Raw genomic sequence first — 17,426 nt, 5'->3', positions numbered from 1 at the left:
CACTACCTCCTAACCTATAATCTTTATATATTTAATAGGATATTAATTACTTCAATAGCGGGATACGTTCTTTGTACCGTTCGATCAAGGCGGCATTGTGGCGGTCGGCTCCGTCGATGTTGCCGCTTAGGAAGACCGGCGGCTGGAACCCTCGCTCTGCCATCCGTTCGATGGCCGAGGCCAGCACGGCATTGAGCAGCGCCGCTCCGATCACCGTGGACGTCGGGGTGAACGGAATCGGAATGTCCGGATGCTTCAACACCGCATCGCCTTTGACCGCATAATTGTTAATGACCAAATCTACGGCATCGTACAAGTGCTTGCCGCTCGTATGCCGCGAAGGCTGGCTTTGCGAATACTCCAGCGAGGTGATGCCGATCGTAAAGGCGCCTTTTTCCTTCGCTGCCAGCACGACGTCGACCGGAACCGGATTGCGTCCCGAAGTGGACAGCACGAACGCGACCTCGCCGGGACGGATGTCCTGCTCCTCCATAAACGTGCTTGCCAGTCCGTTCTGCCTTTCCAGCTCTGAGGAGCGGACCGCCCCTTCGTGCAGCATGAGCGGCTCCACGAAGATCGGCCGGATCGGGACCAGACCGCCTGCGCGGTAGAACACTTCCTCCGTCAAAATATGCGAGTGGCCGCAGCCGAACAAATGAACGACGCCTCCGCCGATGATGCAGTCGGCCGTCCGCTCCGCAGCCTGACGCATGGCGGCCGTTTCGGTCGTTTCCACTAGATTCAGCATGCGCCGGATATGATTGAAATACGTTTGGATCATTGCTGCCTTCACCTGCTTTTCTTTAGGGTGTGGGTTGATGCCGCTTCTTGGCATCGTTCACGATACGGGTCATGACGTCAAGACTCGTCTCCAGGATGGCCCGCCCTTTCTCCGCGGTAGCCAACGTGGCGTCGCCGAGGACGGCGGACGAGGTGAACGTCTCCCACGGGGTAGGCGTACAGTCGGCCTCTACGCCGATGTCGGGAATGTCGCAAATCGCCCGGCTCATGTCGACATGCTCGCCGGCCAGATACAGCATGTACGAGGTTTCAATCTCGCAAGCGTGAAAATACGAAGCATGGCTGCTCGAAGACTCGCGGACCTGCGCCGTAATGTCTTTGACACCGGGATAAAAGAAATAATAGACCGTGAGCTCCGGCACCCGTTCCGCCAGCTTGCGGGCCGCTTCCTTCAAGGCCGTGGCGTTGCCGAGATGGCCGTTCAGCATAACGAAGATGCGGAAGCCTTGCCGGAATAAGCTTTCCCCGATATCGTTCAGCAAGGCGATCAGCGCCTCGTTGGACACGTTGATGCTGCCCGGAAAATTCCGCAGGCTCCATACCTGGCCGTAAGGCATCGTCGGCAGCACGAAGCTGCCGGTCCGTTCGGCGAGCTTGGCGGCCATCCGCTCTGCCAGCAGATTGTCCGTCCCGAGCGGAAGATGGGGCCCGTGCGCTTCCACAGCACCGATCGGCAGAATCGCAGCCTGCGCCCGGACGATTTTCTCTTTGACGTCGAACGAATTTTCGTATTGCAGCTGCATGGCCGCCCCTCCTCACCGTTTAAAGGCGAAGCAGTTCGCCGGATTCGTCACGAAAAACTTTTCCACGAGCTTGTCGCCGTCGAACCCGGCTTTGTTCGCCTCGTCGATAAAGCGCGGCACCCATTTGGCAATGATATATTCCAAGCCGAGCCCGTAATCGTAGTGCTTGTAGTACGTTTTCCGGGCCGTATCCCCGCTGATCAAAATCTGGTTCTCGTACCCTTTGCGCACCAGCTCCAGCAGGAGATGAATCCGGGTGCTTTCCGGCGCGTATTTGATTTTGGCAATGCCGTCAAAGCACAGATAGGCGCCGGTTTTCGCCATTTGCTCGTGGTAATACGGATCGGGATTGCGGTCCATGTGGCCGAAGCTGACATAGGCCAGATTCACGTTCTCGCTCCGCAGCAGCTCGATCTGTTCCAGACCCATCGTGCCGACCTCCGTATGGGAGTGGACCGGCGCTTTCGTCTCGTGATGCGCGCGGGCGACGGCCCGCAGCGTCTTCTCCTCCAGCGGCGTAATCCGGTTGTAGCCGGTGCCGAATTTCACTTGACCGCCCTTGAACGGCGTTCCTTCCAGTCCTTCCTCCACTTCGCGGATAACGAAATCCGCCAGCTCGTTGATGCTTTTCGCATCGATCCACTCGTAGTACGTGTTGTAATTGCCGATGATCGGCTTCAGCTCTTCCTTCACTTTGGCGTTCCACAGAAAGCTTTTGTTGAAGCCTGCCGTGCCGACGATCTGAACGCCGGTTTCTTCCATGATCGCGTACACCGCCTCGACGTCGCGTCCGTAATCGACGGCCGTGGCATCGACGATCGTTTGCCCGCCGTGGCATTTGAAGTCCAGCACGTCCAGCTTCGATTTTTCCTTGTCATCCAGCAGCAGGTCGTTTTCTCCCCGCTCCGCCCAGAATGCCGGGCGGCAAACGATATGCTCGTGGGAATACGTAAACCCGAGCTGGTCCTTAGGGATATCTCCACGCAAAGTCCGAACGAAACTCATCTCTCTGTGACCTCCTTATCCGCACCTCGTCCGGCGAACCGGCTGAGGCCGAATGGCGATTTTGATTAAAACAGCAGCTTCGCAAGAAAACTGATGATCGGCCCGATAATAAACATGTCGGAGTCTGCCGCCCACATGGCCGTATCCGGAATCGTCGATGCGATGAAAAATTTGACCATGGCGTACTGGCCCCAGGCAACGACCGTTGCGGTGGCAAAGCCGCCGAGCACCGCACCGCGCGCTCCCCCGGTTGCATTGCCGAAGACGCCCGCCGTCGCGCCGTGGAAGAACAGCACGATCATCGTCGGCACAAAAATGTAAGCGACGGTGTTGCCGAGAACGACGAGCCAGATCAAGGCTCCGACAAAGGCTCCCATAAACCCGAGAATGACGGCATTCGGCGCATAAGGGAACGTGACCGGGCAATCGAGCGCAGGCTTCGCGCCGGGAACAAGCTTCGTAGCGATCCCGTTAAACGCCGGCACCAGCTCGCCGATGAACATCCGAACGCCCATGAGAACGATTGCAATCCCGCCGGCAAACGTGAGCGATTGAAGCAGCGCGTAGATGATGAAGTTTTGCTCGCCCGCTTTGGCGACCAGCTCTTTCGCGCCCGGCGTGTCTTTCAGGACGACGACGATCGCGCCGACCAGAAACAGGAGCCCCATGCTGAGCGCCGTAATGACGTTGGAATCGCGCAGAAACTCGAAGCCCTTCGGCACTTTGATTTTTTCCGCATCGTTCTCTTTGTTCCCGAACCATTTGCCGAGCAGCGCGCCAAGCAGCGCAACCGACGCCGACGTATGCCCGAGGGCGATGTTGTCGTTGCCCGTAATTTTACGGACGAACGGCTGGGTGAGCGCAGGCTGCAGTGTCCAATACAGACCAAGAATAACGGAGAGGAATAAGACCAGCTTGCCGAAAGAAACGTTGCCCGCCGAATGAACCACGATGCCGGCGAATACGCTTGATGTCCAGAACATCATGTGACCGGTCAAGTAAATGAACTTGAACTTCGTGAACCGCGCGAGCAGGACGTTGATCAAAAAGCCAATGAACATCGCCAGCGTGACCGCGCTGCCGAATTTGGAGTTGAACGTCTGCTGCCCCATAAACTGGCCGAGCGATTCGGCTTGCAGCCCGAACACCTCCTTCCACATCGGCTCGAACACGTTGAGCGCGTTGACGATGACCCCTGCTCCCGCTCCGATAACGAGGAAGCCGATGACCGCCTTGAACGTCCCGCTGATCACCTGGCTTGTCGTCTTTTTCTGAAGCAGGAGACCGACCAGCACGATGAATCCGAGCAAAATGGCCGGCGTGCCGAAGACGTTGGTCGCAATCCAAAAAATGACTTCCATGTGAAATCCCCCTTTAAGGATTAGATGGTGCCTTTCAATTTCTCCTTAATTTCGTTCAGATCGAAATAGTTGTTCACGATGACGATATTGGCGGAGTGCCCCTGCAGGCTTTGCGCCAGCTCGTTGCTGGTGATGATATGGTCGACGGACATGCCCGATGCTGAAGAAACGTCCGTATGCTCCACATCCGCGCTCACACCCAATTCCCTCAGCACGCTTTCCACGTTCATTCGCAAAATAAGGCTCGTTCCTTGACCTAAACCGCAAACACACAAGATTTTCATACTTCGTTCCTCCTTAAGATCATGTTTTCGATGTCGTCCGGGCTTGTGGCTTCTCTGAAGCACTGCACATGGCTCGGGTCGTTCAGAAGCAGCGTCAGCCTGCGCAGCAAGGCGATATGGTCGGCGTTGGAGGCCGAGCCGAGCGCGAAGACCAGATCCACCGGATCGTTCGTTTGATGGCCGAACACGACCGGCCGTTTCAAGCGGACGAAAGCGACGGACGCCTCATGGACGCCATCCTCGGCTTTCGCATGCGGCAAGGCGATGTGCGGCGCGAGCACGAAGTATGGCCCCTTGTCCCCGTACGCCTGTACCATCGCGTCGACGTAGGAGGCGTCTGCCGCTCCCCCGCTGACGAGCAGCGAGCCTGCGGCCCGAATCGCGTCCTCCGCCGATTGCACCTCCACATCGAGACCGATGAGTTCCCTCTCCAAAAATTTCATCCGTTTCTCTCCTCCTTGGTACGATTCCTTGCTATGACGTATGCTGCCGGATGAGTCCGGCAAGCTGTTCGGCGGTCTGTGCCTCGAGAAGGCTTTCCTTCACTTTCTCCTCGCGCAGCAGTACCGTCAGCTGCGAAAGCGCCCGCAAATGCGATTCGCCGTCCGCGCTGGCCAGCACCAGCACGAGCCGGATCTGATGCCGGGCCTCCGGACCGAACGGGACGGCCTGCCCCAGCTTCAGCAGGCTCATGCCCAGCCGCCGGACGCCCTCCTCCGGCTTGGCGTGAGCGATAGCCACCCCCGGGCTGACGACGATATACGGTCCGTAGCTGTCAACTTTGGCGATCATCGCTTTCACGTACCGCTGTTCGACGAAGCCGTTGCGGAGCAGCGGCTCCGCCGCCAGCCCGATCGCGTCCTTCCAATCGGCCGCTCCGTTCCGCAGCACCACATGCTCCGGCGGCAGCAGGCCGGCGAGCGAGGGCTTCTCTTCCTCCGCCCCCGGGGAGCGTCCTGCGGACAAGTAGCGCTGGAGCTCCCGCAGCAGCCCTTGTTCGTCCGAGATCCGGGCGTACTTCCGGACCATCTCCAGAATCGCCTGCGCGGAGCGGCCCTGCGGCGCATCCATCTGTCCCGACACCCGGTTCACCTGATGAAGCAGGTGTGCTTTATCCGCATCCGATAGAATGGGATGCACCGTAAATACCGGCGCCGGGCTGTCCTGCAGATGAACGGTCGAGAACAGCAGATCCACCGATTCCGCCGGAAACGATTCGTAGTCCCGCAGCGACAGGACCGCTTCGATATCCAACGCCGGGAACAGCTGCTCCAGCTGGATTCTCAGCATGCGCGCGGCGGAAATGCCGTTGACGCATACGATCGCCGCCTTTTTCCGCCGGACCGGCATCGCGTTTTCCCGGCGCATCCAGCCTCCGAAGTGCATCGCCAGGTAAGCGACCTCATTGTCATCGACCGGCTTGCCCAGATGCTCTTCCAGCGGTTTGACGCATTTTCTGGAAATCTCGAATATTTCCCCATATTTCGATTTCATCGCTTCCGCGAGCGGATTGTCGATCTCCAGTCCGAATTTGATCCGGTAATAGGCCGGCTTCAAATGAATCAGCAGCCGCTGCTCCAGCTCGTCGCGGTTTTGAAAGAAAATGCACGCATGCCGCTCGAACAAATCGATCATCTGCCGAATCAACCGCTTTAATAGCAGGATCGTTTCGTCGGCGTCGGCATCCTTGCCGGGATCGCCCAACGCCTTCCTGCCGTTCGACCGGTTCACCCGCGCGCCCAACAGCTGGAGAGTCAAGTAGCATACCTCGTCCTCCGGAAATTCGAGATCGAACATGCGCCCGAGCTCGCCTGCCAATTGGATGGCCCCCGCGTATTCCGGCGTTTGCTTCAATGCCTCTTTCTCGTCGGCATCGAGTGTAATGCTATGTCCCTGCTGGAGCCGGTTCGCGTAAACGAGCAATCTTGTGGTCAGACTAAACACCATATCGTCGGTGAATTCCAGCCCGAGCGTTTTCTCGCAGCGCGTGACGAGCCCGTACACTTCCGCGAGCTGTTCCTCTTGGAAGAACGGGAGCTTGCGGTGAACCACGTTGGCATTGACCAGTCCTTGAAACTGCGAAACGAAGCTTTTCCAGCTGACGTGATGGAGCACTTGGGACATAAAGTACGATAGCGCCTTGCGCTGGTCGGTCTCTTTCCCTTCGACGCTGTAGCCGTTCTTTTTATCGAACAAGACCTCAAGCTGAAGAGCGGCAAGCTCTTTCTTCACCTGCTTCAGCTCATTCAGGCCGGTTCCGCGGCTCACCAATAAAAAGTCCGTGATGTCCTGCATGAACAACGGTTCCCTGCGGGTGAGCAATTGAATCGCTACCCAGGCTTTTCGTTCCCGCGGGGACAAGTAATAGTCGTCCTTCTTGACTTCATGCGCCATGGAAGGGATACGGGAGCGGCTTTCCTCCGGCAGCAGATATCCCCGGCCCCGAACATATTCGACGGGGGCGAGTCCGTGGTCCGAGAGCCACTCGTTGACGGCTTGAAGATCGTAGTAGACCGTCCGCTTGGAGATATCGAATTTGTTCATGATTTCGCGGACGGACACGTAATCTCCGGTTTCCTGCAGCATGGCGAGCATGCCGGCGCGCCTTTGGTCCAGAATCGCCCATCCCCCCCTTCCGTCAGTCTATCTTTCAAATCTAGTATGTTATCTGACGCCCTTATTATACAATCGGCCTTCGCGCCAAAAACAGAACAACTATTGTCGTTCGTACCGTGCAAAAATTGCACTGTCGCTTTCCGGAAACTTTTTAACCCTCATTTCGTATAGAACAATAACGAACCTCAAAGGAGGCTTTTCGAAATGTATCTTCTCGCTATACTGCTCCCTCCTGTCGCCGTTTTATTTTGCGGAAAACCGATACAGGCTCTTCTCAATTTCATTCTGACGCTCTTCTTCTGGCTGCCTGGCGCCATTCATGCTTGTCTGGTCGTCCACGAACGCAAGCAGGACCAACGGATGGAAAGAATGGCCCGGAATATGCACCGGTAATTTTGTATAGGAAGCGGGTCGCCGTAAAAACACTTCTCCCATCGGAAGTGTTTTTTGTTTTTTAGAATATCATTTTTGTTGTTGACTCTAACGTTACGTTATACTCTATAGTGATTCTTGGAAGGAGGTCGCGACGATTCCAGTGAAGGTAAAAGAGGTTGCGGATTTAGTCGGCATCAGTGTGCGCACACTTCATCATTACGATGCGATCGGGCTGTTGACCCCGGACGGGACGACGGAAGCCGGGTATCGCTTATACTCCGACGAAAATCTCGAAATGCTGCAGCAGATCTTATTTTTCAAAGAACTGGACTTCCCCTTGACGAAAATCAAAGAAATTGTTCACAGCCCTTCCTTTAACCGTCTGGAAGCGCTGGAGCTGCACCGGAGCATGCTGCTCGAAAAACGCAGCCGGCTCGAAAAAATGATCGCGACGATCGATAAAACGATTCGTCACGCGAAAGGAGAAATTGAAATGACGACAAAAGAAAAATTCGAAGGCTTTGACTTTAGCCGTAATCCTTATGAACAAGAAGCCCGCGAACGCTGGGGCGATGAAGCGGTCGACAAGGCCAACGCCAAAGTCGGCTCCATGTCCAAAGACGAGCAGGAAGCGATGGCCAACACCATGAATGCCCTCTACACAAAGCTTGCCGGACTTCGCAGCGGCTCGCCTGATTCTGCTGAGGCCCAAGCGGCCATTAAAGAATGGTATGATCTATTGAACCAAATGGGCACTTACTCGCTCGAAGCCTTCAAAGGCTTGGGTCAAATGTATGTGGATGACGAGCGATTTACCAAAAACATCGATCGTTTCGGCGACGGCCTGGCGAAATTTATGCGCGATGCGATGGCCGTTTATGCGGATACCAACCGAAAATAATACGATGGGCAGTCCCGCAAGTCATTCCCGGATGACTTCGGGGCTGCTTTTTTCGATATCCCTCCCCATCCCCCCTACGCAAGTTCAAACTCGCATAATCGCTTTTTGGATCGGTTAAGCTAAGCCATGGAAAGGATGGTAATCACCGATGGAGCATTTGGACTGTGACGTTTCTCCTTTAAAAAAGGAGCTCAAGGAGCAATTAACCGATATCCTTCACAGCATCGGACAAGTCGTCTCCAGTCTGGACGAGGTCAACACGTGCCTGCTGAACGAGATCGAGCACATTTCCAAGCGGTTCTCCGTGACGGGGGCGCTTGCTTCGACCTATTATTTGAATTGTTTTCTTTCGCCTTATACGAGCAAGTATAAAGAGATTTCCCGTTCGGTGAACCACCTGAGTCTTAAGCGTCAAGGCGCCCTCATCGTCATCCAGCGGGAAGACAGCATCGATTCCTGGATCACCCCCGGCATCCTCCTGTCCGCGGAAATTACCAGCTCCTTGCTGGAGTCCATCTTCGTTCCAGGCAGCCCGCTGCATGACGGTGCCGTGTTCATTCGCTCCGATCAGATCGTCTCCGCAGCCAACATTCTTCCTCTGACCGAACGAACCTTCCCCAATCAAAAGCTGGGAACCCGTCACCGTGCCGCCATCGGACTGTCGGAGCGGACCGATGCCTTAATCATCGTCGTATCCGAGGAGACCGGGAAAACCTCCTTTTGCCTGAACGGCCATCTCTACCCTTTCTCCATCCCCTCTCCGGTTTGATCGAGCATACAGCCTCTCCCCTTTTTTCTATGAATTTGCACTAGATTTGAAGGGCTTCTCCGTCCGGGACCGTCTAAAGGTTTGTATATATATTACAAAGAGATGCCTTTCATGCGTTTCCGATGATGAAAGGCGCTTGCGACGGGTGAGGTGTATAAATCATGAAGTACGTACTTGAGTTTTTGCAATTCCGGCTGATCGTTTTCCTGATGATCCTGATTGTGCTTAGTGGAGCGGGGGTCGTCATAACTTACGGTTCTTCGCTGACCTGGCTTGCCATTGCGGGCGGAATCGTGCTGTTCGGACTCATCGAATACGTCGTGCACCGGTATATCATGCATGAATTTCCCAGGCTGCTTCCGAGCGCCTATGAAGGGCATGTGGCGCATCATCAGCATCCGAACGACGACCGGTATTTGTTCGGTTCCGTCTGGTACGAGGTCGTCACCTATCCCTTGCTGCTGCTGCTTTTCTGGGCACTGACGGGAGAGCTTCATCTGGCTGTGTCGGTTGTGTTCGGGACGGTCATTTGCCAGATGTACTACCAATGGAAGCACTTTGTTTCCCACCGCCCTATCGTGCCTCTTACTCCATGGGGCAAATGGCTGAAAAAGAAGCATTTGCTGCATCATTACTTGGACGAGCACGCATGGTACGGCGTGTCCAACCCAGTCATGGACGTTGTCATGGGAACGAACAAAGTGGCGCCTGATGCCAAAGCGGCGAAGCGATCTCCCGGCAGCAGCACGGAGAGCATGTGAACGAAACTAGCATTGCAGCTTGGCTGCGCAAAAAACGGCCCGAAGGCGGCATTTTTCGCCTTGGGCCGTTTTTGCGCAGGTTCAGCGGTTATTCAGCTCTTTCCGCCTGCGCAGCAAACGTTCGTACTCCTCTTCCAGCTTCGCTTTATCCGCATTCGAGACGGGGACGCTTAATCGTCCGATCAGCTCCGTCAGCCGCATATTGATCCGCAGCAGCTCTTCTTCCGCGACATCCCGGCTCTGCGAATCCGTCTCCCGCCGCCGCCGGCGCTCCTCGTATTCGTCATACGTCCCGTCGAACGTGACAACCGTTTCATTCCGGATTTCGATGATTTTGCCTGCAATCCGGCGCACAAACCGGCGGTCGTGCGAAACGAACAAGACGGTTCCCGGATAGGCCGCAAGCAGCTGCTCAAGCGCTTCAATCGAGTCGATATCCAAAAAGTTCGTCGGCTCGTCCATGACGAGCATATGGATCGGACTGCAAAACACTTTGGCAAACGCGACCTTGACCCGCTCTCCTCCGCTCAGGACGTCAACGCGTTTGTAGATGTCTTCCTGACGGAACAGCAGCCGGGCAAGCACGCTGCGGACCAGCTGCTCGGAATGGTCGGACGTTTCTTTGACGTTATCCAGAATGGACTTTTCCGGGCGGAGAATGTCCAGATTTTGACTGAAGTAGCCGATTCGCAGCCCCGGCATGAGGTGCACGCCTTCCTCGGCACGGATGATTTTGCGGATCAAGGTCGTTTTGCCGCTGCCGTTCGGGCCGATCAACGCGGCCTTCTCTCCGCCCTTCAAGCGGAATGAAGCCTCCTTCCATAACGTCCGCTGACCGGCCGAAGCGGACAGCCGCTCCACACGGAGCACCGCGCGGCTGCGGAAAGCAAGCGCGTCCGGAATGTCCATTTTGACCTGGGGCAGCTCTCTGGGCTTCTCCACCCGCTCCAGCTTATCGATCCGGGTTTCGATCGCCTTAATCGATTGATGCATCCCTTTTTGCTTGGTCCCTTTTTGCATCTTCCACAATCTGGATTCGGAGGTTCCCATGCGCGAGGGCGGCTTGATCATGTGAACCGCCTTTTGCTTCTTCAAGGCGATGGCCCGCTCCAGCTCCTGCTTCTTGGCAACGTACTCCTCGTACTTCTCTTGCAGCTGACGCTTGGCGAGCTGCTTCTGCGCGTCATAGTCGCTGTAATTGCCCTTGAAGACCGTAATCCGCCGCGCCTCCAGCTCCCAGATTTGGGCGCAGATCCGGTCCAGAAACGAACGGTCGTGCGAAATGACGACGATAGCGCCCGGAAAATCGGCAAAGGCGCGCTCCAGCCAAGCGATATGCTCCACATCCAGGTTGGTTGTGGGTTCATCGGCAAGCAGCAGGTCCGGCTTTCCGGCCAGCGCCTCTTCAATGGACCGGCGCGTCAATTCACCGCCGCTTTTCCCGGCATCGTCCTCCTGCAGCTGAGGAATATATCCCACCTTGCCGCATACCGATACCGTGCCTCGATCCGCTTCCGCCCTTCCTGCGAGCGTCTGGAGCAAGATCGTCTTCCCCGCTCCATTCCTTCCCACGATTCCGATCCGGTCCCGCTCCGCTACCCGAAGCTGCTCGACAGCAAACAGCAGACGGTCTCCGATGCTTTTCTCCAGTTGAAGTGCTTCCAATCGTATCATACAAAAAACCTCCTATCCCTATTCTGGACAGGAGGCAAAGAGCGACAAAAAACAAGACACGCCCGGTTGCAAGGGCATGACCGATCCTTGAGTCACCATAAAAGCCTAGACCAATCCTATCCAGAAAAAGATTCGTTATCATTTCACGAAAGTTTTCTTGGAAATAGGATTAATAAATCATCGGCTTAAAGGTCACCCTCTCATTCATGTTGAATTTAACCTAACACGGAACGGGTCGTCTCTCAAGGGAGCGTTCGATTATAATTGTTTTCGCCGGAAGGCGGACCGCCCGTTAAGGCATGGTGCGCCCCCGGGAAGCGACGTAGAGCGAGTACCACTCTTCCCGCGTAAGTGTCACCCGCTCCGCTTCGCCGCAAGCCCGGATGCGCTCGGGACGCACCGTGCCGATCACCGGCTGGATCCCTGCGGGATGGCGAAGCAGAAACGCCAGCACGATCGCTTCGGGCGATACGTCCTTCTGCTCGGCCATACGGCTGACCAAGCCCGCGGCAGCCCGGACGGACTCCGGCTGTCCCGACAAGTCGCCGCCCGTGAACAAGCCTCGCGCGAGCGGGCTCCATGCCTGGATCTGGATATGCTCCATCCGGCAATATTCCATCGTCCCTTCCGGGAACGAGACGCCGGTGCCCTGCGGCTGGTTCAAATGCACGCCTGCATCCAGCCAGTCCAGCTTAAGCAGGCTCATTTCCAGCTGATTCGCGATCAGCGGCTGCCGGATTGCGGACTGCAGGAAGCGGATTTGCGCCGCGCTCATGTTCGAGACGCCGAACGCTCTCACTTTCCCCGCCTCGTGCAGCCGCTGGAACGCTTCCGCCACCTCTTCCGGCTCCATCAGCGGATCGGGGCGGTGCAGCAGCAAAATATCCAGCGTCTCGATGCCGAGCCGGCTTAAAATTCCGTCGACACTCGCTTCAATATGCTCCTTCGAGAAATCGTACCGCCCCGGAACCCCCGCTTCCTCGAAACGGATGCCGCATTTGGATTGAATAATAATCCGCTCCCGCAGGTCGGGACGCTCCTTCAATACTTGGCCGAACACTTGCTCGGCCTTGCCCTTGGTGTAAATATTGGCGTGATCGAACATATTGATGCCCGCGGAAAGCGCCGCCTCGACCGCCTCATGCGCCTGCTTGACATGCTCCGCCGTGTACGGCTCCCGGTCCCAGCTTCCGCCAAGCCCCATGCAGCCGAGCACGAGCCGGCTGGCGGGAAATCCGTGTTTATGTAACGGAATCGGTTTGTTCATACGTATGTACGCTCCTCTGCCCTGTTCTCGCAAGTCTGTCGTTATTATATGTCATGCGCCGGAGCGGCTGCAACGGTACGCCGGACTCAGGGAGCGAGAAACCGGTCCAAGATGTCGTCGATATGGTCGGCTTCGACAGTTTCTTTTGTTTTACGGAGGCCGTCGACCACAGTCAAAGAACGATCGTACAGCGTCATCCTGCCTTCCTCCGTCACCTTCATCAAGAAATAAACCTTGTTGAACGGCGATTCCGGGGCGTATTGCGTCACATCGCACACCTCGGCAAAATCGTCCAATTGCTTCGGGTCCGTACCAAACCTGTACAGCATGGTCCAGTCCCGGTCCTCCTTTTTCTCCAAAACATAACCGTTCCGCAGTTCAGGAAACGGTCTGATCCGATAAAAGCCGTCCGCGTCCCGAATCTCCTCCCCGGTCATGGGCACCGGCCGGCGCGGGGAGTTGCCCCCAAACCCGACGTCAACCAAATATGAGCCTCCCTCTAAAGTTACGAGATTGGTGGCATGCGAGCCTTCCGTCCCCCATTGGCCGTCCCCCCGATAGACGGTTGCGGCAATCAAATGGGCATTGAAGCCGGTCCGGCGCAGCAGCTCGCTAAACAGACCGTTTAACTCATAGCAGACGCCTCCCCTCCGCCGGTTAACGAGTTTATCGAAGAGGTCGCCGGTCCGAAGCGAGATCGGAATGCCGCGCAGAATATCCAAATTTTCAAAAGGGATTCGGGTCACATGCCGCTTCTGCAGCAGCGTCAAGCCTTCCAAGGTCGTTTGAGCGGGTTCTGTCATTTGGATGCGCTGCAAGTAAAAACTTACGTCCATTTACATTTCCTCCATTCCCACTTTTGGCATTAATTTTGCGGCAGCGCAGCGCGCAGCAGCTGTCTTACGAAGACGGCAAACAGGATCAAAGAAATTGCCACCGACACGGCGCTAACCGTGAACAAGGCCGGGTACCCCGTATGCTGGGAAACCCAGCCGAGCACAATGGCGCCAAGCCCGATGCCCAAGTCGAACGCGGTAAAGAACGAAGCGTTGGCCACCCCTTTGCGGTCTGCAGGCGCAAGACGCAGCGTTGCCGCCTGGAGCGCCGGCTGTGCGGAGCCGAATCCGATCCCGTACAATACGGCCGCTACGATCACGCCGGACAGCCCGCTGGAGAAGCTCAAAACGAGCAGCGCCGCCACCGTCGTCCCAAGCGCCGGCACGATGATAAACGTCTCGCCGTACCGGTCCGAGAGCTTTCCGGCGATGGGACGAATCAGCGTCAGCGCCACGGCGTAGACCAGAAAAAAAGTACCCGGATTCACCTTGATCGATTCGGCGAAAAGCGGCAGGAAGGTCGTAATGCCTCCATAAGGAACGGCCAGAAAGAAAATCGCCACCGTCACGGACAATACCGACTTTTCGACCAATTGAATCCGCCCGGCGGCCGCTTTCGGTTGAAACGGGATTTTGGTTCCAAGAGCCAAGAGCAGAGCAATGGCCGCAAAGCCGGTAGCGTACAAGAACAGACCGTGAAACGAAAGCTTTTGCAGCATCCATATCCCCAGCATCGGACCGATGGCCATGGCTACGGTCATCGCCATCCCGTACCAGCCCATCCCCTCCCCGCGCCGGGCGGGTGGAATCACATCCGTAATGGCCGTCCCGACGGCCGTCGTAGACAGCGCCCAGCTCATGCCGTGCACGATCCGCAGCAAAAGCAAAACCATAATACCGCCTGCCCAACTGTACAAATACATCGCCACGACGAAGAGCAGCAGCCCCCATACGATAAAAGGCCTGCGGCCGTACCGGTCCAGCAAGCCCCCGACAATCGGGCGAAAAATAACCGCGGACAGCGTGAATACGCCGACGACAAATCCGACCTGCGCCTCGCTGCCGCCTAGTTGCTTGATGAACAGCGGCATTGTCGGCAGCAGCAAGTAGAAGCCCGTGAACAGGAACAGCATGCCTGCCGTCAGCTGAATGAAGGGCTTGGTCCATAGACGCTCCATCTTTTGTTTCCTCCTCGAAGTAGTCAAAATTTCAAAGCTGCATGATGCCTGCTATTCCTTGGCTGTTTTCATGCGCTCCAGCTCCTTCGCGACCCACTCCGCATCCGCCAGCCCGACATGCTTCCGGTGATCGAGCATTCGCAGCACTTGCGCGCGCTTCCGCTCGTCCATCTTCTTGCTGGAAACCATGCGGGTCTCCGAGTCGACATATTTCAGGTTGTGCTGAAGGTAATTCAGATACTGCTCTAATGACGCCAACCGGACTTCTTTTGTGACAAAAGGAAAGTTGGACATCTTGAAATGGAACATCAGCTCCGTCTCGGCGGTGTAATCCAGCGGGCTGACCATCAGCTCGAAAAACCGTTCTCTTCCGGCCTCCGTCAGCTTGTAAATTTTCCGCACTCTCCCGCCCTTCGGCTCCTCAAGCCGGAGATTGATCCACCCGCGCTCCACGAGCCGGGAAAGAAGCGGATACAGCGTTCCCGAGCTGATCTGCCGGACCGGGCCAACGGCGCGCTTCAGTCTTTCTTGAAGCTGGTAGCCGTGGGTGTCTCCGATCATCAACTCCCCTAAAACGAATAAGTCGTACATCGTGACCCTCCTCTTTTTATATCGTGTCGACATATCGTTACGATATAGTATATGTCGAAGCAACGGTCGGTTCAACTATAAAATGCAATCCAGACTCCAAACCGCCGCGCATGAAAAAACAGCCGCCCACGAGCAGCTGTTTCTCTTTTCTGGCTATGTTCCTACCGGCTGGCCCGCCTCCACGCGCTTCAACAAGCGCTCCAGCAGTTCCGGTTCTCTTTCCTTAATCGCCTCCAGCTTCGCGGGCATCTTCGCGTAAATGCGGTCATCGCCCTTCATTTCCGCAATGGCCAGCTGATCGCGCAGCAGCTTCGCCTTGTTCGCGAGCTCCTCGAACGTCTGCTGCAGCTCCTCGTCCTGCTCAATGATGCCGCGCTGCGTGAAGTACCGGATTCGATCCGCCATCACCTTTTTATGCTCCCAGAGCAAATGCAGATGCCTTACGGCATTGGGCCACACCAATGCGGGATGCCGCTCCGCAGCGGCCTTGAAATACATTTGGAGATACTCGTATGTCTCCAGGCCGAACACTTCCCCGTCCGGGTTATAGTTGATCCGGTTCAAATGGGTCTCGCTGTTCAAATAATCGCGCAGCTGATCCGCGACCGCCACCGGATCGAACGCAAAGGGATGCCCCCCGTTAAACCGGTAAAAAAACGTATGGTGATCCGACTCAAGTCCGCTTTCAATAAGCCGCTTCATCGATTCGCAGGCGCTAATGAATTCCTCGAACGGGATTTTGAACGTCCGGTACACCTGATTGAAATCGAACATCGACACATCGAACGTTCGTTCCTTCAAGTCGTATCCGGAGAGCATCAGATGATGGGGAAAAGCATCGCCCTCATAGGCAGGGCTGGCCGTAATTTTCGATTCGTCGATGAAGACGATCGCATAATAGCCTTGCTTGATGCGCCCGATCATAAACTCGACAAGCTCATCCGGCCGATAGCCCGACAACAGCTCATAATTGACGGCGCAGGTCAGCAGAAACGGATTGTTGAAATTCAGCTCGTTCGGCTTGCCCCGGAAAAAATCGAAAAAAAACGTCTGCCGTTTCTCCAGAAAATACTTTGTGCACGACATTTGGATGAAATTGGTATAATACCAAGGCAGCGTCTCTTCGTAATTGTGCGTAATCGATAACGTATACGCCCAGCGCAAGAAGCCCTTGATCGGCGGCGGCTGGAGCGGCAATTGGTACCGGTTCATAGCATAAACTCCCCCCTTTGCCTTTCATAGGCACCACGATTGTTTTCCCTTGCAGGGTCATCCGGTGGCTACTTCTTTGCCGTACAGCTTGGCAATGCTTTCTTCAAGCGGGAGGTCCGCCACCGTGAAGTCGACCACCGGAAACCGGTCCAGCAGCATCCGGGATACCGGCTTCAAATGCTCCTTGGGCAGTTCGATTACCGCGTGATAGGAGTCGCGCTTCGTGACGCAGCCGAGCGGCCTCAGGCTTTCTTCCGGCACCGGTTCGGAAAACTGAACGTTCAGGACCTTGACTTCGTTGAACAGCTCGTTAATCTTCTTAAAATCGCCGTCATACAAGATCCGGCCTTCGCTAATGACGATCGTGCGCTTGCAGACGTCCTCGATATCCTTCATATAATGGCTGGTCAAAATCAAGGTTGCGTTGAATTGCTCGTTGTAATAGGTCAGAAACTCCCGGATCTTCTTCTGCGAGATCAGATCGAGGCCGATGGTCGGCTCATCCAGAAACAACAGCTTGGGGCTGTGGATGAGCGCCGCGATCAGCTCCATCTTCATCCGCTCGCCGAGCGACAGCCGTCGGACCTGAACATGCAGCAGATGCTTCGCGTCCAGCATCTCCGACAGCTCGGCAAGCATCCGCTCGTAGGCATCGTCCGGAATCTGGTAAATGCATTTGTTCAGGTAGATCGATTCGATGGCCGGCAAATCGACCCACAGCTGATTTTTTTGCCCCATGACGAGCGAGAAGATGCGCTTGAATTCGTTTTTGCGCTCCCAGGGCGTATGGCCAAATACCGAAGCTTCCCCGCCTGTCGGATGAAGTATCCCGGAAAGCATCTTTAGCGTCGTCGTCTTCCCGGCTCCGTTCGGCCCAATGAAGCCTACGCATTCCCCGGGGGCGATCTCGAACGAAATCGGCTTGACCGCTTCCTTTGTCAACATTTTGCGGGAAAACAAATTTTTCAAGGAATGCCGGAGACCCGCTTCCTTCGTGTAATAATCGTAGGATTTATGCAGCCCGTTCACCCGGATCCGTTCCATGGCGTCCT

18 protein-coding genes are annotated in these 17,426 nt (G+C 55.9%); 4 read left to right on the top strand and 14 right to left on the bottom strand.

Annotated features, from left to right (window positions below; genetic code table 11):
- Positions 1-46 precede the first annotated feature (46 nt).
- From PEH01S_RS16980 to PEH01S_RS16950, 7 genes are all read right to left on the bottom strand, one after another.
- The gene (locus PEH01S_RS16980) at positions 47-781 is read right to left on the bottom strand and encodes an SIS domain-containing protein (RefSeq protein WP_127486889.1); all 735 of its coding nucleotides are present in this window, start codon (positions 779-781) and stop codon (positions 47-49) included.
- 22 nt (positions 782-803) lie between these two features.
- The gene (locus PEH01S_RS16975) at positions 804-1,544 is read right to left on the bottom strand and encodes a creatininase family protein (protein ID WP_127486887.1); all 741 of its coding nucleotides are present in this window, start codon (positions 1,542-1,544) and stop codon (positions 804-806) included.
- 12 nt (positions 1,545-1,556) lie between these two features.
- Positions 1,557-2,549: a phosphotriesterase family protein gene (locus PEH01S_RS16970; RefSeq protein ID WP_127486885.1), complete on the bottom strand. Its 993-nt coding sequence runs from the start codon at positions 2,547-2,549 to the stop codon at positions 1,557-1,559.
- Positions 2,550-2,614: 65 nt separating this feature from the next.
- On the bottom strand, positions 2,615-3,910 hold the full coding sequence (locus PEH01S_RS16965; protein ID WP_127486883.1) for a PTS ascorbate transporter subunit IIC: 1,296 nt from the start codon (positions 3,908-3,910) through the stop codon (positions 2,615-2,617).
- A gap of 20 nt (positions 3,911-3,930) precedes the next feature.
- Positions 3,931-4,194, bottom strand: coding sequence for a PTS sugar transporter subunit IIB (locus tag PEH01S_RS16960; protein WP_025845644.1), 264 nt, complete (start codon positions 4,192-4,194; stop codon positions 3,931-3,933).
- Positions 4,191-4,637 carry a PTS sugar transporter subunit IIA gene (locus PEH01S_RS16955; RefSeq protein ID WP_025845645.1) on the bottom strand — a complete coding sequence of 149 codons (447 nt, stop codon included), beginning with the start codon at positions 4,635-4,637 and terminating at the stop codon, positions 4,191-4,193. The genes PEH01S_RS16960 and PEH01S_RS16955 overlap by 4 nt, the downstream gene beginning before the upstream one ends.
- A 31-nt stretch (positions 4,638-4,668) precedes the next feature.
- Positions 4,669-6,789: a BglG family transcription antiterminator gene (locus PEH01S_RS16950; RefSeq protein WP_127486881.1), complete on the bottom strand. Its 2,121-nt coding sequence runs from the start codon at positions 6,787-6,789 to the stop codon at positions 4,669-4,671.
- Positions 6,790-7,014: 225 nt separating this feature from the next.
- Between PEH01S_RS16950 and PEH01S_RS16945 the strand changes: the two genes are divergently transcribed.
- The 4 genes from PEH01S_RS16945 (at position 7,015) to PEH01S_RS16930 (ending at position 9,616) form a co-directional block, all read left to right on the top strand.
- Positions 7,015-7,203, top strand: coding sequence for a YqaE/Pmp3 family membrane protein (locus PEH01S_RS16945; protein WP_025845648.1), 189 nt, complete (start codon positions 7,015-7,017; stop codon positions 7,201-7,203).
- A gap of 136 nt (positions 7,204-7,339) precedes the next feature.
- Positions 7,340-8,086: a MerR family transcriptional regulator gene (locus tag PEH01S_RS16940; RefSeq protein ID WP_025845651.1), complete on the top strand. Its 747-nt coding sequence runs from the start codon at positions 7,340-7,342 to the stop codon at positions 8,084-8,086.
- A 148-nt stretch (positions 8,087-8,234) separates the two neighbouring features.
- Positions 8,235-8,855, top strand: coding sequence for a sporulation-specific diadenylate cyclase CdaS (gene cdaS / locus PEH01S_RS16935; protein WP_025845652.1), 621 nt, complete (start codon positions 8,235-8,237; stop codon positions 8,853-8,855).
- Positions 8,856-9,016: 161 nt separating this feature from the next.
- Positions 9,017-9,616: a sterol desaturase family protein gene (locus tag PEH01S_RS16930; RefSeq protein WP_025845653.1), complete on the top strand. Its 600-nt coding sequence runs from the start codon at positions 9,017-9,019 to the stop codon at positions 9,614-9,616.
- A gap of 81 nt (positions 9,617-9,697) precedes the next feature.
- Here the strand turns inward: PEH01S_RS16930 and abc-f are convergent, their stop codons facing one another.
- From abc-f to PEH01S_RS16895, 7 genes are all read right to left on the bottom strand, one after another.
- Positions 9,698-11,290, bottom strand: a complete 1,593-nt coding sequence (abc-f, locus tag PEH01S_RS16925; RefSeq protein ID WP_127486879.1) for a ribosomal protection-like ABC-F family protein — start codon at positions 11,288-11,290, stop codon at positions 9,698-9,700.
- Between the two features lie 292 nt (positions 11,291-11,582).
- Positions 11,583-12,557, bottom strand: a complete 975-nt coding sequence (locus PEH01S_RS16920) for an aldo/keto reductase (RefSeq protein WP_127486877.1) — start codon at positions 12,555-12,557, stop codon at positions 11,583-11,585.
- Positions 12,558-12,643: 86 nt separating this feature from the next.
- Positions 12,644-13,393: an arylamine N-acetyltransferase family protein gene (locus PEH01S_RS16915; protein ID WP_127486875.1), complete on the bottom strand. Its 750-nt coding sequence runs from the start codon at positions 13,391-13,393 to the stop codon at positions 12,644-12,646.
- A 29-nt stretch (positions 13,394-13,422) separates the two neighbouring features.
- Positions 13,423-14,571 carry an MFS transporter gene (locus PEH01S_RS16910; protein WP_025845658.1) on the bottom strand — a complete coding sequence of 383 codons (1,149 nt, stop codon included), beginning with the start codon at positions 14,569-14,571 and terminating at the stop codon, positions 13,423-13,425.
- A 51-nt stretch (positions 14,572-14,622) separates the two neighbouring features.
- On the bottom strand, positions 14,623-15,162 hold the full coding sequence (locus tag PEH01S_RS16905; RefSeq protein WP_127486873.1) for a PadR family transcriptional regulator: 540 nt from the start codon (positions 15,160-15,162) through the stop codon (positions 14,623-14,625).
- A gap of 153 nt (positions 15,163-15,315) precedes the next feature.
- Positions 15,316-16,374: a hypothetical protein gene (locus PEH01S_RS16900; RefSeq protein ID WP_127486871.1), complete on the bottom strand. Its 1,059-nt coding sequence runs from the start codon at positions 16,372-16,374 to the stop codon at positions 15,316-15,318.
- 57 nt (positions 16,375-16,431) lie between these two features.
- A complete protein-coding gene (locus PEH01S_RS16895; protein ID WP_127486869.1) occupies positions 16,432-17,418 on the bottom strand; it encodes an ABC transporter ATP-binding protein in 987 nt (328 codons plus the stop codon).
- Positions 17,419-17,426 lie beyond the last annotated feature (8 nt).

Origin of the sequence: Paenibacillus ehimensis NBRC 15659 (genome assembly GCF_004000785.1) — a bacterium.
Lineage (GTDB): Bacteria > Bacillota > Bacilli > Paenibacillales > NBRC-103111 > Paenibacillus_G > Paenibacillus_G ehimensis.
The sequence above is the reverse complement of the archived record's forward strand: the minus strand, read 5'-3'. Positions and strand labels throughout refer to the sequence as shown.

Coding starts and splice junctions, on each gene's coding strand:
- PEH01S_RS16915 (WP_127486875.1), bottom strand. CDS start 13,393: ATGGACGTAAGTTTTTACTTGCAGCGCATCCAAATGACAGAACCCGCT.
- PEH01S_RS16900 (WP_127486871.1), bottom strand. CDS start 16,374: ATGAACCGGTACCAATTGCCGCTCCAGCCGCCGCCGATCAAGGGCTTC.
- PEH01S_RS16980 (WP_127486889.1), bottom strand. CDS start 781: ATGATCCAAACGTATTTCAATCATATCCGGCGCATGCTGAATCTAGTG.
- PEH01S_RS16920 (WP_127486877.1), bottom strand. CDS start 12,557: ATGAACAAACCGATTCCGTTACATAAACACGGATTTCCCGCCAGCCGG.
- PEH01S_RS16955 (WP_025845645.1), bottom strand. CDS start 4,637: ATGAAATTTTTGGAGAGGGAACTCATCGGTCTCGATGTGGAGGTGCAA.
- PEH01S_RS16945 (WP_025845648.1), top strand. CDS start 7,015: ATGTATCTTCTCGCTATACTGCTCCCTCCTGTCGCCGTTTTATTTTGC.
- PEH01S_RS16895 (WP_127486869.1), bottom strand. CDS start 17,418: ATGGAACGGATCCGGGTGAACGGGCTGCATAAATCCTACGATTATTAC.
- PEH01S_RS16965 (WP_127486883.1), bottom strand. CDS start 3,910: ATGGAAGTCATTTTTTGGATTGCGACCAACGTCTTCGGCACGCCGGCC.
- PEH01S_RS16975 (WP_127486887.1), bottom strand. CDS start 1,544: ATGCAGCTGCAATACGAAAATTCGTTCGACGTCAAAGAGAAAATCGTC.
- PEH01S_RS16930 (WP_025845653.1), top strand. CDS start 9,017: ATGAAGTACGTACTTGAGTTTTTGCAATTCCGGCTGATCGTTTTCCTG.
- PEH01S_RS16910 (WP_025845658.1), bottom strand. CDS start 14,571: ATGGAGCGTCTATGGACCAAGCCCTTCATTCAGCTGACGGCAGGCATG.
- PEH01S_RS16905 (WP_127486873.1), bottom strand. CDS start 15,162: ATGTACGACTTATTCGTTTTAGGGGAGTTGATGATCGGAGACACCCAC.
- PEH01S_RS16970 (WP_127486885.1), bottom strand. CDS start 2,549: ATGAGTTTCGTTCGGACTTTGCGTGGAGATATCCCTAAGGACCAGCTC.
- PEH01S_RS16960 (WP_025845644.1), bottom strand. CDS start 4,194: ATGAAAATCTTGTGTGTTTGCGGTTTAGGTCAAGGAACGAGCCTTATT.
- PEH01S_RS16950 (WP_127486881.1), bottom strand. CDS start 6,789: ATGCTCGCCATGCTGCAGGAAACCGGAGATTACGTGTCCGTCCGCGAA.
- cdaS (WP_025845652.1), top strand. CDS start 8,235: ATGGAGCATTTGGACTGTGACGTTTCTCCTTTAAAAAAGGAGCTCAAG.
- abc-f (WP_127486879.1), bottom strand. CDS start 11,290: ATGATACGATTGGAAGCACTTCAACTGGAGAAAAGCATCGGAGACCGT.